This is a genomic window from Bacillus nakamurai, from assembly GCF_001584325.1.
In the GTDB taxonomy this organism is placed as follows: domain Bacteria; phylum Bacillota; class Bacilli; order Bacillales; family Bacillaceae; genus Bacillus; species Bacillus nakamurai.
Window position 1 is genome coordinate 1 of the sequence record NZ_LSAZ01000035.1, and the last position, 16,682, is coordinate 16,682.

Sequence of the window (16,682 nt, forward strand, 5' to 3'; positions counted from 1 at the left end):
AGGACGCCGCCAAGCAATCGTAAAGGCAGCTCATTGCGAGCTGCCTTTTTTGTTTATAAAAATTGTTCTAGAAAATTGAAAACGTAATAAGGGAATTTCCGCTCCGTTACCTCGAGAAACTGCCGGATGATGACATAATCATCACTGACATGCTGTGTCAGCAGTTCATACCACCACTCTGTTTCATATCTCGCAATCATTCCTACATTGTATAAAACCAAATAATGTATAATGATTTCTGGAAGATGCAGAAACTGATCACGCTGAGCTGGGATATAATATTCGTTTTTTTCTAAATGATATAGCAAATTAGGAGACGACCAAGGTTGGCTGTCTTTTTGATCAATATGAAAAATCAATCTGTTCTTGTCCTTCTTTAGAAAAGACCAATTCAGATGATGATTCATATATTCAGCAAAACGAGAGTCAGACATGTTGTAATGAATCACTGCAGGCTCAGGCACGGAAATGAGATTGTCATTCAGCTCTACTTTGGTGATCCAATGCTTTCTCTCTTGAAAATAAAAAACAGAACGCAGCTCAGGTATAGCCGTTAACAGTTTTTTCATCGTATATCTTTCCTCTTCGAGACCGGACATTCCGAATAATTTCTTCATCACATGAATACATAAACCGTTGCGCTGAACTTTTACCTCATCTTCCCGGAAACAGTAATTTTGCTTCTTTCGTTTCCGGGCTGTTACGCCATGCGCAAGCACCGAGGCGTGGCTGGGGTAGCTGGGATCAGTTGTGATGAGACAGGCCTTTAGTAATTGTGACATTCCGTAAAATAGCAGAATCGGCTTTATTTCTAAAGGAGAAAGAGACGCCTGCTTATAAAAAGACTCAGCGTGTTTGATAAAGAAGATAAACCGTTCACTGTTTTTAAAGGCATATCGTTTTGGCTCCTCAATCCCTCTTTTTGTATAGACTTTATCTAGAAATTTCTGGGAGGATTCTACAGAATAAAATAACGCTAACTCTTTCCACTCAAGATCTCTCATATGTATTTTTAATCCCTTTCTGTTATCTAAATATTTCAACTCTTTACCGCTTCCTTGACATGCTGTTTGCTAGTTGATAATCTACATATAATATTTTGCCGAAAAGAGGGGGATTTACTAATGTGGGAAAGTAAATTTTCAAAAGAAGGCTTAACGTTCGACGATGTACTTCTTGTACCGGCTCAATCAGACGTACTTCCGCGTGATGTGGATTTATCGGTTGAACTGACAAAAACGTTAAAGCTTAATATTCCTGTCATCAGTGCGGGAATGGATACAGTAACAGAATCAGCAATGGCGATTGCAATGGCCAGACAGGGAGGCCTGGGCATTATTCACAAAAACATGTCCATCGAACAACAGGCTGAACATGTCGATAAAGTCAAACGTTCTGAACGGGGCGTTATTACAAATCCCTTCTTTTTAACTCCTGATCACCAAGTATTCGATGCGGAGCATTTGATGGGGAAATACAGAATTTCCGGTGTTCCGATCGTAGATAATAAAGATGATCAAAAGCTTGTCGGAATCATTACAAACCGTGATCTTCGTTTTATCTCTGATTATTCAATGAAAATCAGTGATGTCATGACAAAAGAAGAGCTGGTTACGGCGCCTGTAGGAACCACATTAGACCAAGCAGAAAAAATCTTGCAAAAGCATAAAATTGAAAAACTTCCGCTAGTGGATGACGAAAATAAATTAAAAGGCCTTATCACAATCAAAGATATTGAAAAGGTCATTGAATTTCCGAATTCATCTAAAGACGTACATGGACGGCTTATCGTCGGTGCTGCAGTAGGTGTAACGGGTGACACAATGACACGTGTCAGCAAGCTTGTTGAAGCGAACGTCGACGTGATTGTCGTTGATACGGCTCACGGCCACTCCCGCGGTGTACTGAACACTGTTGCGAAGATCCGTGAAACATATCCGGAACTGAACATTATCGCAGGCAACGTCGCTACGGCTGAAGCAACAAAAGCTTTGATCGAGGCCGGAGCGAATATAGTAAAAGTGGGAATCGGACCTGGTTCTATCTGTACAACACGCGTCGTTGCAGGTGTCGGCGTACCGCAAATCACAGCAATTTATGATTGTGCTACAGAAGCAAGAAAGCATGGCGCAACAATCATTGCCGACGGCGGCATTAAATACTCAGGCGACATTACAAAAGCATTAGCATCCGGCGGACATGCCGTTATGCTGGGAAGCCTGCTCGCCGGTACATCAGAAAGCCCGGGTGAGACTGAAATCTACCAAGGCAGAAGATTTAAAGTATATCGCGGTATGGGTTCTGTGGCAGCAATGGAAAAAGGCAGTAAAGACCGATATTTCCAAGAAGAAAATAAGAAATTCGTCCCTGAAGGTATCGAAGGACGGACTCCGTACAAAGGTCCTGTAGAAGAAACAGTGTATCAGCTTGTCGGCGGTCTTCGTTCAGGTATGGGATATTGCGGTTCAAAGGACTTGCGCGCTTTAAGAGAAGAAGCTCAATTCATTCGTATGACAGGAGCCGGACTTCGCGAAAGCCATCCGCACGATGTGCAAATTACGAAAGAATCACCAAACTACACAATCTCATAATTGTTACAAATTAAAAACATTTGACAGGGTCGCTGACTCTGTCTATTTTTTTTATATCGAGTGTGATAAAATTTATACTGTTGTGTTTTGAATATGTCCTTCACGGCTTAATTATAGATAGAAAATGAATGACGGAGGTCGTAAGATTGAACATCACGAAATGGAAACAGCTGTTGGTGTCATTACTGGTATTGGCACTGGCTGCAACTTGCTTTGTTCCAATGTCAAAGGCGGAAGCAGCCAGCAATGACCCTATTGATGTCAACGCATCAGCTGCGATAATGATTGAGGCTTCATCGGGGAAAATTTTATACAGTAAAAATGCAGACAAAAGATTACCGATTGCCAGCATGACAAAAATGATGACTGAATATCTGCTTCTGGAAGCCATTAAAGAGGGAAAAGTGAAATGGGATCAAACGTATACTCCGGATGATTACGTCTATGAGATTTCTCAAGACAACAGCTTATCAAACGTCCCTCTTCGTAAAGACGGCAAATACACAGTCAAAGAACTGTATCAGGCTATGGCGATTTACTCTGCCAACGGAGCAGCGATCGCAGTTGCCGAAATTCTTGCCGGTACTGAGACGAAATTTGTTGCAGAAATGAACGCGAAAGCGAAAGAATTAGGTTTGACAAATTACGATTTTAAAAATGCTACCGGGCTGGTAAACGAAGATCTTCACGGTAAACAGCCGCAAGGTGAAGGCGTCAAAGAAGAAAGTGAAGTTTCTGCTAAAGACATGGCTCTTCTTGCAGATCGTCTGATCACTGATTACCCGGAAGTGCTGAAAACAACAAGCATGGCTAAGACGAAATTCAGAGCAGGCACTGACGATGAAATGGACATGCCGAACTGGAACTTCATGCTGAAAGGCCTTGTTTCTGAATACCCGGGTGTAGACGGATTGAAAACAGGTTCTACTGATTCAGCGGGTTCTTGTTTTACAAGCACGGCACAGCGAAACGGCATGCGGGTCATCACTGTTGTATTAAACGCAAAAGGCAACATGCATACAGGACGTTTTGATGAAACGAAAAAGATGCTTGATTATGCATTTAACAGTAATTTCAAAATGAAAGATCTTTACTCTGAAGGCTCTCAAGTAAAGGGCCATGAAACAATTGATGTTGCTAAAGGGAAAGATAAGCAAGTAGACATTGTCACTGATAAGGCGTTATCTATTCCTGTCAAAAGCGGGGATGAAAAGAACTATAAAGCTGAAGTGGCATTAGATAAAAAAGAAATCACGGCTCCTGTGAAAAAAGGGACAAAAGTCGGAACGCTGACAGTTAGATATACTGGCAGCGATAAAGACTACGGTTTCCTGAAATCAAAAGAGTTCAGTGTGAATCTTGTAACAAAAAATGACGTAGATAAAGCAAACTGGTTTGTTCAGATGATGCGCAGCATTGGCGGTTTCTTCTCAGGTATTTGGGGAAGCGCTGTTGACACAGTAACAGGCTGGTTCTAAGAATAAGAAAGAGCTCTGATGAAAGTTAGGGCTCTTTTGCTTAATATACTGAAAAAACCAAATTATTAGTAAAAAAATGATATCTATCTCTTCCATATCACTATAAAATAATAATATCCATATGAAATATTGAATTTCTGGGATACAATAAGAGATAGACATTATCTAACTATACATTGACTAGGGGGACCAAAAAATGGCTCAAACAGGTACTGACCGTGTAAAACGCGGAATGGCAGAAATGCAAAAGGGCGGCGTCATCATGGACGTTGTAAATGCTGAACAAGCGAAGATTGCGGAAGAGGCAGGAGCCGTTGCCGTTATGGCATTAGAACGCGTTCCGGCTGATATTCGCGCAGCTGGCGGAGTAGCCCGCATGGCTGATCCTACTATCGTTGAAGAAGTAATGAATGCTGTATCAATTCCTGTAATGGCAAAAGCGCGTATCGGGCATATCGTAGAAGCGCGTGTCCTTGAAGCAATGGGTGTGGATTATATTGATGAAAGTGAAGTTCTGACTCCTGCTGATGAAGAATTTCATTTAAATAAAAACGAGTACACAGTTCCATTCGTATGCGGATGCCGTGATCTCGGCGAAGCAACGCGCCGTATCGCTGAAGGAGCTTCTATGCTTCGTACGAAAGGCGAACCGGGAACTGGAAACATCGTCGAAGCAGTGCGTCATATGAGAAAAGTAAACGCACAAGTGCGCAAAGTTGCTGTGATGAGCGATGACGAGCTTATGACCGAAGCGAAAAACCTCGGCGCTCCTTATGAGCTGCTTCTTCAAATCAAACGTGACGGCAAATTGCCTGTCGTAAACTTTGCTGCCGGCGGTGTTGCGACTCCTGCAGACGCGGCATTGATGATGCAGCTTGGCGCTGACGGCGTATTTGTCGGTTCCGGAATTTTCAAATCGGACAACCCTGCTAAATTTGCTAAAGCGATTGTTGAAGCAACGACTCACTACACAGATTACAAGCTGATTGCTGAGCTTTCAAAAGAACTCGGTACAGCAATGAAAGGGATCGAAATCTCAAATCTACTTCCAGAACAGCGTATGCAAGAGCGCGGCTGGTAAGAACATAGGAGAGCTGGAAGCATGTTAACAATTGGTGTACTTGGACTTCAAGGAGCAGTTAGAGAGCATATTCGTTCAATTGAAGCATGTGGTTCAAAAGGTGTTGTCATTAAGCGCCCCGAACAGCTGAAAGACATTGACGGATTAATCTTGCCGGGCGGAGAAAGCACGACAATGAGCCGCTTGATTGATACGTATCATTTCATGGAGCCGCTCCGTGAGTTTGCAGCTCAAGGTAAGCCGATGTTTGGCACATGTGCCGGATTAATTATATTAGCCAAGGAAATAGCTGGAACAGACAATGCTCATTTGGGGCTGCTAAACGTTGTTGTCGAACGAAATTCCTTTGGCCGCCAGGTCGACAGCTTTGAGGCTGATTTAACGATCAAAGGCCTTGCTGAGCCGTTCACAGGCGTTTTTATCCGTGCGCCTCATATTTTAGAAGCAGGGGAAAACGTAGAAGTGCTCAGCGAACATAACGGGCGCATTGTGGCTGCAAAGCAGGGGAATTTCCTTGGCTGCTCATTCCATCCGGAGTTGACAGATGACCACCGAGTGACAGAGCTGTTTGTGCAAATGGTTGAAAAGCATAAGCGGGAAGCCGCTGTATAAAACAGTTGAAAACCGCGAATACTTATAGTACATTATAAACACAAATAAAGATCGAAAAGCGTTGACAGGAAGCAGTAGGGAGCCCCTCTTTCCAAGAGAGCCGATGGGTGGTGCGAATCGGTGAAAGATGCTGTCCGAATCCGTCCTTGAGCGAAATGCTGAAAACAAGTAGGCATTTACGGGAAAACCGTTATGTGTTAAAGCGGGAAACAGGTGTGTGCTTGTTTTCAATCAGGGTGGCAACGCGAGAGCTCTCGTCCCTTTTATGGGGATGAGGGCTCTTTTTTATTTTCGATGAAAACAGATAGGAGTGTTTTACATGATTGATACGAAGGTGCTGAGAGCCAACTTTCAAGAAGTAAAAGCGAAGCTCATCCCTAAAGGCGAAGACTTATCTGATTTTGATAAGTTTGAAGAGCTTGATGAAAAAAGAAGAGAGCTTATCGGAAAAGTTGAAGAGCTAAAAGGAAAGCGCAATGAAGTGTCTCAGCAGGTCGCTGTGCTGAAGCGTGAGAAAAAAGATGCTGATCACATTATTAAGGAAATGCGTGAAGTGGGCGAAGAAATTAAAAAACTTGATGAAGAGCTTCGCACGGTTGAATCTACGCTTGAAACCATTCTTCTTTCTATTCCGAACATCCCGCACGATTCTGTGCCTGTCGGAGAGACGGAAGACGATAACATTGAAGTTCGCAAATGGGGAGAGGCTCCCGCATTTTCATATGAGCCAAAACCGCATTGGGATATCGCGGATCATTTAAATATTCTTGATTTTGAACGCGCCTCAAAAGTAACAGGCAGCCGGTTTGTGTTTTATAAAGGATTAGGCGCCCGCCTTGAACGCGCGCTTTACAACTTTATGCTTGATCTTCATGTTGATGAATATCACTACACGGAAGTGATTCCTCCTTACATGGTTAATCGCACAAGCATGACCGGAACAGGACAGCTTCCGAAATTTGAAGAGGATGCTTTTAAAATCAGAGAAGAGGATTATTTCTTGATTCCCACGGCGGAAGTGCCGATTACAAACATGCATCGCGATGAAATTTTGTCTGGTGACGATCTTCCGATTAATTATGCTGCATTCAGTGCGTGCTTCCGTTCAGAGGCCGGATCTGCGGGACGTGATACACGCGGATTGATTCGCCAGCATCAATTTAACAAAGTTGAGCTTGTGAAATTCGTTAAGCCGGAAGATTCTTATGCAGAGCTTGAAAGTCTGACTAATCAAGCGGAACGGGTGCTGCAGCTGTTAGAACTGCCGTATCGGGTCATGAGCATGTGTACTGGTGATCTAGGCTTCACGGCTGCGAAAAAGTATGATATTGAAGTATGGATTCCAAGCCAAGACACATATCGGGAAATCTCATCTTGCAGCAACTTTGAAGACTTCCAGGCAAGACGCGCAAATATCCGTTTCAGACGCGAAGCGAAAGGCAAGCCGGAGCATGTGCATACATTAAACGGCTCAGGCCTGGCCGTCGGCAGAACAGTAGCCGCCATTTTAGAAAACTATCAGCAAGAGGACGGAAGTGTTATCATTCCGAAAGTGCTTCGTCCTTATATGGGAAATAAAGAAGTCATTAAACCATAAAAGGTGCGCCCTAGAGGCGCGCCTTTTTTGCTGTTCGATATAATGCGGCAATGTTTCGGGCGGTGCTTTCCAGGTTAAAGCGGCCGGACGCTAAGGCTTCTTCAAGACTCACAGCGCCTGATACAATAGAAAATGCAGCTGTGATTCCTTCTGAATATACATTTTCAAAGCCTTTTCCCAAGGAACCTGCTAACGCGATAACCGGAATTCCTTGAGCGGCAGCGCATTTAGCAATTCCAGCAGGAGTCTTGCCGAAAACCGTTTGCCCGTCAATCTGTCCTTCCCCGGTGATGACAAGATCTGCACCTCTTATCTGATCGGAAAAGGACAGGGTATCTAAAATAATCTCAATTCCGCTTTTCAGCTCAGCATGTAAGAAAGCAATGAGCCCTGCTCCTAAACCTCCCGCGGCCCCGGCGCCTTTTACTTTGTCTGCTTCTATGCCGAGCCGGTGTTTCAGTACACTGGCGAAATGCTGTAAATTCTGATCTAATAGAAGCTTTGTCTCCTCAGATGCTCCTTTTTGCGGACCAAATACAAATGAAGCGCCGTTCTCTCCCGTCAGGGGGGTTTCTACATCGCATGCCGCCCGCACCTTGATGCGCTGAATATCAGGGGAGATGCCGCTCGTATCAATAGAAGCCAAATGGTGCAGCGAGCCGCCGCCATCCGCTATTTCCTGACCATCGTCATTTAAAAAGCGAACGCCCAGCGCGCTCGCCATTCCGGTTCCGCCGTCATTTGTTGCACTTCCTCCGAGACCGATGATAATCTCAGTTACGCCATGAGAGACGGCATCTGCAATAAGTTCTCCAGTCCCTCTTGTCGTTGTTTTTAATGGATTTCTCAGATGGCGGGGAACGAGGTGAAGCCCGGAAGCTTCAGCCATTTCGATAACCGCCGTGCGTCCGTCTCCGAGGAGCCCGTATATGGCGCTCACCGGCGTTCCCAGCGGCCCGGTTACCGTTTTTTCGATGATCCTTCCGCCAGTCGCATCAACCAGAGACTGAACCGTGCCTTCTCCGCCGTCAGCAACGGGTATTTTTGTATAGTCCGAATCCGGAAAAATGGCTCTAAAGCCTTTTTCGATAATGTCAGCGGCTTCTTTTGATGTCATGCTTTCTTTAAAGGAATCTGGTGCAATGATTATTTTCATCGTGTTTCCCACCTTTTGTGCAGGTTATCTATTGAACCTATTCTTGTTCCGTGTATTGTTTTCCTGCTAATATAATCATGGGTTGAAGCGGGTGAAAGTCTTTTGTATGATAAGCAAAGGAGATGCAAAGAAAAAGGTTTAAAAAAAGAATCAAAAAAATATTAAAATGCGCTTGACTGAAATTTAGGTCATGTGGTATATTATTAAATGTCGATACGGAGGAATACCCAAGTCCGGCTGAAGGGATCGGTCTTGAAAACCGACAGGGGTGTCAAAGCCCGCGGGGGTTCGAATCCCTCTTCCTCCGCCATATTGATTTTAAACCTAATGAAACTCGAGCATATATTGGAGATTGTTTTGTCCGCTGCATCTGATGCAGCGGATTTTTTATGTTTAAATGCAAAAAAGCGATTTTCTCTATTTGGGAAAATCGCTTTTATATCTTTTACTTCTATCTGCTTTCATTAATTGTTTTACTGATTTTTTCAATCAGAGGTTCAAGTGATTGTTCATCGGCTATCAGGTCATAATCCTCAATGCGCACCTTGAGGACAGGGCAGGCATTAAAACCGCTGATCCAGTTTTCATATCGTGTATACATCTCTTCCCAGTAGGATCGGTTTGTCTGTAATTCCATCTCGCGGCCTCGTTTTTCGATCCGGTTTAAAATGTTTTCAAGGTCGCCTTCTAAATAAATCAGCACATCCGGATGCGGGAAGTAAGGCGTCATCACCATCGCCTCAAAAAGGCTTGTGTACGTTTTGTAGTCTGTTAAAGACATCGTTCCTTTATCGGCATGCATTTTTGCGAAGATGCCTGTATCTTCATAAATAGAACGATCCTGTACAAAGCCGCCGCCGGATTCAAACATATTTTTCTGCTCCTTGAACCGTTCGGCCAAGAAATAAATTTGTAAATGAAAACTCCAGCGCTCAAAGTCGTGATAAAACTTTTCTAAATAGGGGTTTTCCTCCACCTCTTCAAGAGAGGTTTTAAAACCGAGGCGTTTTGCTAAGGCTTTGGTTAAAGTGGACTTTCCCACTCCTACCGTTCCCGCTACTGTAATAATTGCATTGTTTGGGATTTGAATGTCTTTCATTTTATAAGCTCCTTTACCTGACGGGCAATTCTTTCAAAATCTGTCTTGTTCATAACAAAATCTTCATGATCTCCATCTATCGTCAGGACAGTTAAATCCGGGTCTCTTTGCTGAAGCTCTCTGATGGCTGTGTCGTAATCTGTAATGAGCTGCTCCAAATATTTCTTTTCTATTTTTCTCTCAAAGGGGCGCCCGCGCTTTTCGATGCGGTGCAGCAAGGTCGGCAGGCTGGCCTTTATGTAAATAATGATATTCGGCTTTGGCAGGTCATCTGTCAGCAGATGATAAATCTGCTTATATTTCTCAAGCTGCTGCCCGTGTAATGTACGCTCAGCAAAAATAACATTTTTATAAATATGATAATCAGACAGAACGGGCTGTCCTTTTTTAAAATAATCACGATCTGTGTCTTCAAGTTGTTTATACCTGTGACAGAGAAAAAACATTTCGAGCTGGAAGCTCCATTCCTCGATATTGTCATAAAACTTATCAAGATAAGGATTGTCCTCCACAATTTCATTAATCATAGGGAAACCAAGCTCTTGTGAAAGCATGGAAGCGAGTGTCGTTTTCCCTGCCCCGATAGGACCTTCTACCGCAATAAAAGGGGCTTTGTTCATTGGAAATATCCTCCTTAATTCTGCAAACATCCGTCAGTAGCCGACCTATATATTGTATCACACTCTCAGATTGCCCCATGAAAAAAAGACGCTTCCGGTTTAACGAAACGTCTGTTTAACAATATGGAATTGATCTCCGAGTAAGAGCCAGTTTTGCGGGAAGGAGAGGCCGAGTTTCCAATAGCTGATGCCTCTTAAATGCAGTTCCTTAATCAAATTGAATTTTGCTTGAATAGAACGGGCGTCTTCAAACCAAACTTCATGCCGTTTGTTATTTGCATCAGTATATCGGAAAAATGGAGCTTGAGCGGTTTCATTATATTCAATGTCAACCTTGTATCTGGCGGCAAGGGCGATTGCCTGCTGAGGACTGACGGCTTTTGCTGTTGTTCCCTGCTTAAAAGGAAGCGTCCAATCGTATCCGTACAAGTTCTGCCCCATAACGATTTTTCGGGAGGGCATTTCAGTCAAAGCGTACTCAATGACATTCCTTACCGGACCGATCGGTGAAACTGCTTGAGCAGGCCCGCCGCTATATCCCCATTCATACGTCATAATCACAACGAAGTCGACAATTTCGCCGTGCGCCTTATAATCGTGGGCTTCATACCACTTGCCCGCTTGAGTGGCGCTTGTTTTCGGGGCGAGTGCGGTTGAAATCAGCCAGCCTTCCCTATGGAAAATCGTTCTCGCCTCACGTAAAAACTGATTGTAAGCTTCTTTGTCCTGAGGGCGTAAATATTCGAAGTCAAAATGAATATCGCGAAAGCCGTACTTTTTGGCTGTGGCGACTATTCCTTGGAGGAGCTTCCTTTTGACTGTCTCGTCGGTCAATATGATTCGCCCGAGCTCATCACTGAATGCGTCATTTTCGAGATTTGTGACGATCATCATCAGCGTGGTATTATTCCTGTCGGCAATGGTTTTCAAATTGGTCAAAGGCGGTTCCTTTAAGGTGCCGTTCCGCTGCACTTGGAAACTGAATGCCCCGAGGTAGGTTAAATAAGGTGATGCTTCTCTTGCCGCCTGCTGCAGATTAGCGCTTACGCTCGTTCCGCGCGGCTCTATATATGCGTTTGATTCGATATCCGGCTTATTGGTCTGCGGCGGAATATAAAGACGGGTGCCGATTTGTAATGCTGTGTTGATTTGAATTCCGTTTACCCTCGCCAGCTCTGCCGCTGATATATGAAACCGGCCGGCGATTGAGGCGAGGGTATCTCCTTGTCTGACTTCATAATATTGTCCCGCGATCGGTATGACAATGGTTTGTCCGACAACCAATGTATTGGCGTTCGGTAATTTATTTGCTTCCGTGATTTCATTTACGGTTGTTCGATAACGCGCCGCGATAGCAGAAAGTGTGTCGCCTCGTTTCACTACATACGTCTGAATGAAAAACGCCTCCTTTCATATCCGCTATCAAATGTATGAAAAAAGGAGGGTGTTCATGTTTACTTTTCAGAAGTAATTTGTTTTTCAGTAGTGATTTCTGCAAAGAGGACACTTTCCATCATGGTCAATGCGAAATCATTATCTTCATCGTTATTAGAGGCGGTACAGTCTTTAGGAATCATAATGCTGTATTCTCTCATATAAGCATCATTTGCGGTGAAAAGCACGCAAATGTTTCCGGCGATGCCCGTAATGATTAATCGGGTCACTTGTAATTCGGTCAGAAGGGTGTGGAGCGCTGTTTCGTAAAAAGCGGAATGCTTCGGTTTAATTAAAAAATAATCTTCTTTCTGAGGTGAAATGCTGTCTATAATGTCCGAGCTTATTTCATTTTTACACTCTTTTCGTATGGCGTCTATGTCAGCCTTCCAAAGACCGTAATGATCATTAATATAAATAATCGGCCAGTTGTTTTGTTTTGCATGCTTCTTTAATGATAAAATACGGGGGACAATTTGTTTTGTTTTTTCAGCAAGGTGTTCACCCATATCAAATTGAAAGTTATTAATCATATCGACAATCAGAAGGGCTGTGTTGTTGGGCTTAGACAATATCGCAAACTCCTTTCTGTTGGGATATTCCTATATTAACCTTTATGAGGCATGAAAAAACTTAAGAAGAGAGCTTGGACCGATGATGAACGATGAATATTATATGAGAGAAGCCATAAAAGAAGCGAAAAAAGCAGAGGCAAAAGGCGAAGTGCCGATCGGCGCCGTACTTGTTTTGCACGATGAAATCGTGGCACGGGCACACAATCTGCGGGAGACGGAACAGCGCGCACTCGCCCATGCAGAAATGCTTGCCATTGATGAAGCATGCCGGAAACTGGGAACGTGGAGACTTGAGGATGCCGTTCTTTATGTCACCTTAGAGCCGTGTCCGATGTGCGCGGGAGCCGTCGTGCTTTCCAGGGTTGATAAAGTCGTATTTGGCGCTTTTGATCCGAAGGGCGGCTGTACAGGCACGTTAATGAATCTCCTTCAGGAAGAACGGTTCAATCACCAGGCGGAAGTCGTGAGCGGTGTGCTCGAAGAAGAGTGCGGGGAGATGCTCAGCGCTTTTTTCAGAAAGCTGCGCCGGCAGAAAAAAGAAACAAGGAAAAAGTTGTCTGAGTAGCACGGTTGCATTTTCTGCCTGAAGCAGATATACTTATGTGTGCATCATGAAATGGTGCGCATACAAAATTTGATATTTATTTTGCCGTGCTAAGCGGGGAGGTAGCGGTGCCCTGTACCCGCAATCCGCTCTAGCGGGGCCGAATCCCTTCTCGAGGTTCGTTTACTTTAGGGCCTGCCTTAAGTAAGTGGCGTTGACGTCTGGGTCCTGCGCAATGGGAATTCATGAACCATGTCAGGTCCGGAAGGAAGCAGCATTAAGTGAAACCTCTCATGTGCCGCAGGGTCGCCTGGGCCGAGCTAACTGCTTAAGTAACGCTTAGGGTAGCGAATCGACAGAAGGTGCACGGTAAATCAATCATCAAATTTCAGACTCACCTGTTTTATGGCAGGTGAGTTTTTTCGTATTTCAAGTAAAAACGGGTTTTGGCGTTAAAAGCCCGTTCATGTATAATAAACATGATGAATAACAGAGGAGGGCGCATCCTGTGGGTTACCAAGCTTTATATCGAGTATTTAGGCCTCAGCAGTTTGAAGATGTGGTCGGACAGGAACACATTACGAAAACGCTGCAAAATGCCCTTTTGCAAAAGAAGTTTTCTCATGCATATCTGTTTTCTGGACCAAGAGGAACGGGAAAAACCAGTGCAGCTAAAATATTTGCGAAAGCAGTCAACTGTGAGCATGCCCCCGTGGAAGAACCGTGCAACGAGTGCGCGGCATGCAGGGGAATCACAAACGGCTCCATATCAGATGTGATTGAAATAGATGCGGCGTCGAATAACGGCGTAGACGAAATCCGCGACATCCGCGATAAAGTGAAATTCGCCCCGTCAGCCGTCACCTACAAGGTATATATTATAGATGAGGTGCATATGCTCTCTATCGGTGCATTCAACGCGCTTCTAAAAACGCTGGAAGAACCTCCGGCGCATTGCATTTTTATATTAGCTACGACTGAACCTCATAAGATTCCTTTAACCATTATCTCCAGATGTCAGCGTTTTGACTTCAAACGTATTACATCCCAAGCGATCGTCGGACGAATGAAAACAATCGTCGAGGCAGAGCAGCTAAAGGTGGAAGAAGGCGCCCTTGATATCATCGCAAGTGCTGCGGATGGAGGAATGAGGGACGCGCTGAGTCTGCTCGATCAAGCCGTGTCATTCAGCGGCGACGAGCTGCTAGTGGATGATGCGCTGCTCATTACCGGCGCCGTTTCCCAGCATTATATTGGTAAACTGGCATCGTCGCTTCATAGCAAACAGGTTTCCGAGGCTTTGGAAACATTGAACGAATTGCTTCAGCAAGGTAAAGATGCAGCCAAGCTGATCGAAGACATGATCTTTTACTTCAGGGATATGCTCCTGTACCAGGCTGCCCCCGGTTTAGAGGGCGTTCTGGAGAAGGTGAAGGTCGATGAAACGTTCCGGACGCTGAGCGAACAAATACCGGCTCAAGCTTTATATGAAATGATCGATATCCTGAACAAAAGCCACCAGGAAATGAAGTGGACGAATCACCCGAGAATCTTTTTTGAAGTCGCGGTCGTAAAGATTTGCCAAACGGCACAGCAGTCTGCGGCAGAGCTTCCGGAGATCAGCATGCTGATGGATAAAATTCAGCAGCTTGAGCAGGAAGTGGAAAGGCTGAAAACATCCGGTGTAACAGTCCAAGCGGAAAGTCCGCAAAAAGAAGCCCCGCGTCCGCAAAAGGGCGGAAAAAGCAATTATAAAGCGCCTGTGGGAAGAATACATGAGATATTGAAGGAAGCCACAAGACCTGATCTTGAACAGCTCAAAAGCATCTGGGGCAAGCTGCTGGCTCATCTGAAACAGCAGAACAAGGTGTCTCACGCGGCTCTATTAAATGATAGTGAACCTGTGGCCGCCGCCCAAAAGGCATTTGTGCTTAAATTTAAATATGAGATTCATTGCAAAATGGTTGCCGAGGATAATAACGGAGTCCGTACAAATCTTGAACAAATTCTTGAATCGATGCTCGGCAAAAGAATGGATTTGATTGGCGTTCCGGAAGCACAATGGGGTAAAATAAGAGAAGAATTTTTAAATGATCATCAGCAGGAGAGTGAAGGATCAAACGAACCGGCTGAAGAAGATCCGCTGATTGCAGAGGCAAAAAAACTTGTCGGAGCGGATTTAATTGAAATAAAAGACTAATGATAGGAAAGAGAGTGATTTTATATGCGTGGCGGAATGGGAAATATGCAAAAAATGATGAAGCAAATGCAAAAGATGCAAAAGGATATGGCAAAGGCTCAGGAAGAGCTAGCTGAAAAAGTGCTCGAAGGAACAGCGGGGGGCGGAATGGTGACTGTTAAAGTTAACGGCCAAAAAGAAGTCGTAGACGTTGCCATTAAGGAAGAAGTCGTTGATCCGGAGGATATCGAAATGCTTCAGGATCTGGTTCTTGCCGCAACAAACGACGCCCTTAAAAAAGTGGACGACATGACGAACGAGACAATGGGCCAATTTACAAAAGGAATGAACTTACCGGGTTTATTCTAGGGGGATAAATAAACATGCAGTATCCTGAACCAATATCAAAGCTGATTGACAGCTTTATGAAATTGCCAGGGATCGGACCGAAAACAGCGGTTCGTCTGGCTTTTTTTGTTCTAGGTATGAAAGAAGACGTAGTATTAGATTTCGCAAAAGCGCTTGTTAATGCGAAGCGGAATCTGACATATTGCTCGATTTGCGGTCATATTACAGATCAGGATCCTTGTTATATATGTGAGGATACAAGAAGAGATAAGTCTGTCATTTGTGTAGTGCAGGATCCTAAAGATGTCATTGCGATGGAGAAAATGAAGGAATACAACGGCCAGTATCACGTTCTCCACGGCGCGATTTCTCCTATGGACGGCATCGGCCCGGAGGATATTAAAATACCGGAACTGCTGAAACGGCTTCAGGATGACCAAGTGACAGAAGTCATTCTCGCAACCAACCCTAATATAGAAGGGGAAGCAACGGCGATGTATATATCGAGGCTGTTAAAGCCGTCTGGCATCAAGCTCTCCCGTATTGCCCACGGTCTGCCCGTCGGCGGTGATTTGGAATATGCTGATGAGGTCACTCTTTCAAAAGCTCTTGAAGGAAGACGTGAATTGTAAGGGAGGAAATGGTGAGGCATGGGTTTTCTTCGCAGAAATACATTAAGAAAAGAGTTTGACGAGAAGCTGATCGAACAGCTCTTTAAACAGAAAGAAGAATGGAACAGACAAAAGAATCTGGTCGATAAAAGCCTCGAGCCTTCTGCCGAAGTATTGTTTGAACTGAAAGTCGCTGAATCGAAGTACTTTTTTTATTTAAAGGAAGCGAAGCAGCGGAAGTTAAAAATGAGCAGGTGGAAGTAAGAGGTCTATTCTCCTGAATCTTCTCATAAGCTTGTACTAAACAAGTGAAGGGGGAAGATTCATGGAGCCTTTTTTCGTTATTGGTATTATAGTCGGTTTGGTTGTTTTGCTTTTTTTATGGGGGTTATCTTCAAAACCGTTAAAGTGGATTGGTGTGACTGCAGTTAAGTTTATAGCGGGCGCATTGCTTTTGGTCGGTGTAAATTTGTTCGGCAGCAGCCTGGGGATTCATATCCCTGTCAATCCGATTACAACGGGAATCAGCGGAATCCTGGGGATACCCGGAATTGCCGCACTAATCGTAATTAAACGCTTCATTATTTAATTTGTCAGTTCTTGTTGACATTATGAATTGAGGATGGTATTCTAATATACGTCGCTGATGACGAATTGAAATATCAAAAAAGATTTCAAAAAAAGTTGTTGACGCAATGGCGATAATGTGTTAAGATAATAAAGTCGCTTTAAGAGCGGCGGACAAAGTTCTTTGAAA

The 16,682-nt window shown here is 44.2% G+C and carries 17 protein-coding genes, 1 tRNA gene, 1 other RNA gene and 1 other annotated feature; of the genes, 13 read left to right on the forward strand and 6 right to left on the reverse strand.

What is annotated here, in order from left to right; genetic code table 11:
* Nucleotides 1-53 precede the first annotated feature (53 nt).
* A complete protein-coding gene (locus tag AXI59_RS14995; protein ID WP_061528626.1) occupies nucleotides 54-1,004 on the reverse strand; it encodes a YaaC family protein in 951 nt (316 codons plus the stop codon).
* Between the two features lie 120 nt (nucleotides 1,005-1,124).
* On the opposite strand from AXI59_RS14995, the gene guaB reads away from it, so the two are divergent.
* The 5 genes from guaB to serS all read left to right on the forward strand — a co-directional run bounded on the left by guaB (nucleotide 1,125) and on the right by serS (nucleotide 7,359).
* The gene (gene guaB, locus AXI59_RS15000) at nucleotides 1,125-2,591 is read left to right on the forward strand and encodes an IMP dehydrogenase (RefSeq protein ID WP_061522411.1); all 1,467 of its coding nucleotides are present in this window, start codon (nucleotides 1,125-1,127) and stop codon (nucleotides 2,589-2,591) included.
* Between the two features lie 146 nt (nucleotides 2,592-2,737).
* Nucleotides 2,738-4,069, forward strand: coding sequence for a D-alanyl-D-alanine carboxypeptidase (gene dacA, locus AXI59_RS15005; protein ID WP_082791794.1), 1,332 nt, complete (start codon nucleotides 2,738-2,740; stop codon nucleotides 4,067-4,069).
* Between the two features lie 196 nt (nucleotides 4,070-4,265).
* Entirely contained in the window at nucleotides 4,266-5,150 is an 885-nt protein-coding gene (gene pdxS / locus AXI59_RS15010; RefSeq protein ID WP_061522413.1) for a pyridoxal 5'-phosphate synthase lyase subunit PdxS, read from the forward strand.
* A gap of 21 nt (nucleotides 5,151-5,171) precedes the next feature.
* The gene (pdxT, locus tag AXI59_RS15015) at nucleotides 5,172-5,762 is read left to right on the forward strand and encodes a pyridoxal 5'-phosphate synthase glutaminase subunit PdxT (RefSeq protein WP_061528619.1); all 591 of its coding nucleotides are present in this window, start codon (nucleotides 5,172-5,174) and stop codon (nucleotides 5,760-5,762) included.
* A gap of 52 nt (nucleotides 5,763-5,814) precedes the next feature.
* Nucleotides 5,815-6,027 (forward strand) — a binding site (T-box leader).
* 54 nt (nucleotides 6,028-6,081) lie between these two features.
* The gene (gene serS, locus AXI59_RS15020; protein ID WP_061528620.1) at nucleotides 6,082-7,359 is read left to right on the forward strand and encodes a serine--tRNA ligase; all 1,278 of its coding nucleotides are present in this window, start codon (nucleotides 6,082-6,084) and stop codon (nucleotides 7,357-7,359) included.
* Nucleotides 7,360-7,369: 10 nt separating this feature from the next.
* Here serS and AXI59_RS15025 read toward each other — a convergent pair whose 3' ends face one another.
* A complete protein-coding gene (locus AXI59_RS15025; protein WP_061528621.1) occupies nucleotides 7,370-8,515 on the reverse strand; it encodes a glycerate kinase in 1,146 nt (381 codons plus the stop codon).
* 217 nt (nucleotides 8,516-8,732) lie between these two features.
* On the opposite strand from AXI59_RS15025, the gene AXI59_RS15030 reads away from it, so the two are divergent.
* Nucleotides 8,733-8,825, forward strand: a tRNA-Ser gene (locus tag AXI59_RS15030).
* A gap of 141 nt (nucleotides 8,826-8,966) precedes the next feature.
* On the opposite strand, the gene dck is transcribed toward AXI59_RS15030, so the two are convergent.
* The 4 genes from dck to AXI59_RS15050 all read right to left on the reverse strand — a co-directional run bounded on the left by dck (nucleotide 8,967) and on the right by AXI59_RS15050 (nucleotide 12,240).
* Nucleotides 8,967-9,614 (reverse strand): deoxyadenosine/deoxycytidine kinase, encoded by a 648-nt coding sequence (gene dck, locus AXI59_RS15035; protein WP_061522417.1) that lies wholly within the window; start codon nucleotides 9,612-9,614, stop codon nucleotides 8,967-8,969.
* Nucleotides 9,611-10,234, reverse strand: coding sequence for a deoxyguanosine kinase (gene dgk / locus AXI59_RS15040; protein WP_061528622.1), 624 nt, complete (start codon nucleotides 10,232-10,234; stop codon nucleotides 9,611-9,613). The genes dck and dgk overlap by 4 nt, the downstream gene beginning before the upstream one ends.
* A gap of 99 nt (nucleotides 10,235-10,333) precedes the next feature.
* Nucleotides 10,334-11,629 (reverse strand): LysM peptidoglycan-binding domain-containing protein, encoded by a 1,296-nt coding sequence (locus tag AXI59_RS15045; protein WP_205632587.1) that lies wholly within the window; start codon nucleotides 11,627-11,629, stop codon nucleotides 10,334-10,336.
* A 59-nt stretch (nucleotides 11,630-11,688) separates the two neighbouring features.
* Nucleotides 11,689-12,240: a cysteine hydrolase family protein gene (locus AXI59_RS15050; RefSeq protein WP_061522420.1), complete on the reverse strand. Its 552-nt coding sequence runs from the start codon at nucleotides 12,238-12,240 to the stop codon at nucleotides 11,689-11,691.
* 82 nt (nucleotides 12,241-12,322) lie between these two features.
* On the opposite strand from AXI59_RS15050, the gene tadA reads away from it, so the two are divergent.
* The 7 genes from tadA to AXI59_RS15085 all read left to right on the forward strand — a co-directional run bounded on the left by tadA (nucleotide 12,323) and on the right by AXI59_RS15085 (nucleotide 16,514).
* Nucleotides 12,323-12,808: a tRNA adenosine(34) deaminase TadA gene (gene tadA / locus AXI59_RS15055; protein WP_061528624.1), complete on the forward strand. Its 486-nt coding sequence runs from the start codon at nucleotides 12,323-12,325 to the stop codon at nucleotides 12,806-12,808.
* Nucleotides 12,809-12,892: 84 nt separating this feature from the next.
* Nucleotides 12,893-13,157, forward strand: an RNA gene (gene ffs / locus AXI59_RS15060) — signal recognition particle sRNA large type.
* Nucleotides 13,158-13,295: 138 nt separating this feature from the next.
* The gene (dnaX, locus tag AXI59_RS15065) at nucleotides 13,296-14,987 is read left to right on the forward strand and encodes a DNA polymerase III subunit gamma/tau (protein ID WP_061528625.1); all 1,692 of its coding nucleotides are present in this window, start codon (nucleotides 13,296-13,298) and stop codon (nucleotides 14,985-14,987) included.
* Between the two features lie 24 nt (nucleotides 14,988-15,011).
* Nucleotides 15,012-15,335: a YbaB/EbfC family nucleoid-associated protein gene (locus tag AXI59_RS15070; RefSeq protein WP_061522423.1), complete on the forward strand. Its 324-nt coding sequence runs from the start codon at nucleotides 15,012-15,014 to the stop codon at nucleotides 15,333-15,335.
* Between the two features lie 14 nt (nucleotides 15,336-15,349).
* The gene (gene recR, locus AXI59_RS15075; protein ID WP_007615147.1) at nucleotides 15,350-15,946 is read left to right on the forward strand and encodes a recombination protein RecR; all 597 of its coding nucleotides are present in this window, start codon (nucleotides 15,350-15,352) and stop codon (nucleotides 15,944-15,946) included.
* A gap of 18 nt (nucleotides 15,947-15,964) precedes the next feature.
* Nucleotides 15,965-16,189, forward strand: coding sequence for a YaaL family protein (locus AXI59_RS15080; protein ID WP_061522424.1), 225 nt, complete (start codon nucleotides 15,965-15,967; stop codon nucleotides 16,187-16,189).
* A gap of 61 nt (nucleotides 16,190-16,250) precedes the next feature.
* The gene (locus AXI59_RS15085) at nucleotides 16,251-16,514 is read left to right on the forward strand and encodes a pro-sigmaK processing inhibitor BofA family protein (protein WP_061522425.1); all 264 of its coding nucleotides are present in this window, start codon (nucleotides 16,251-16,253) and stop codon (nucleotides 16,512-16,514) included.
* Nucleotides 16,515-16,682: the final 168 nt, after the last annotated feature.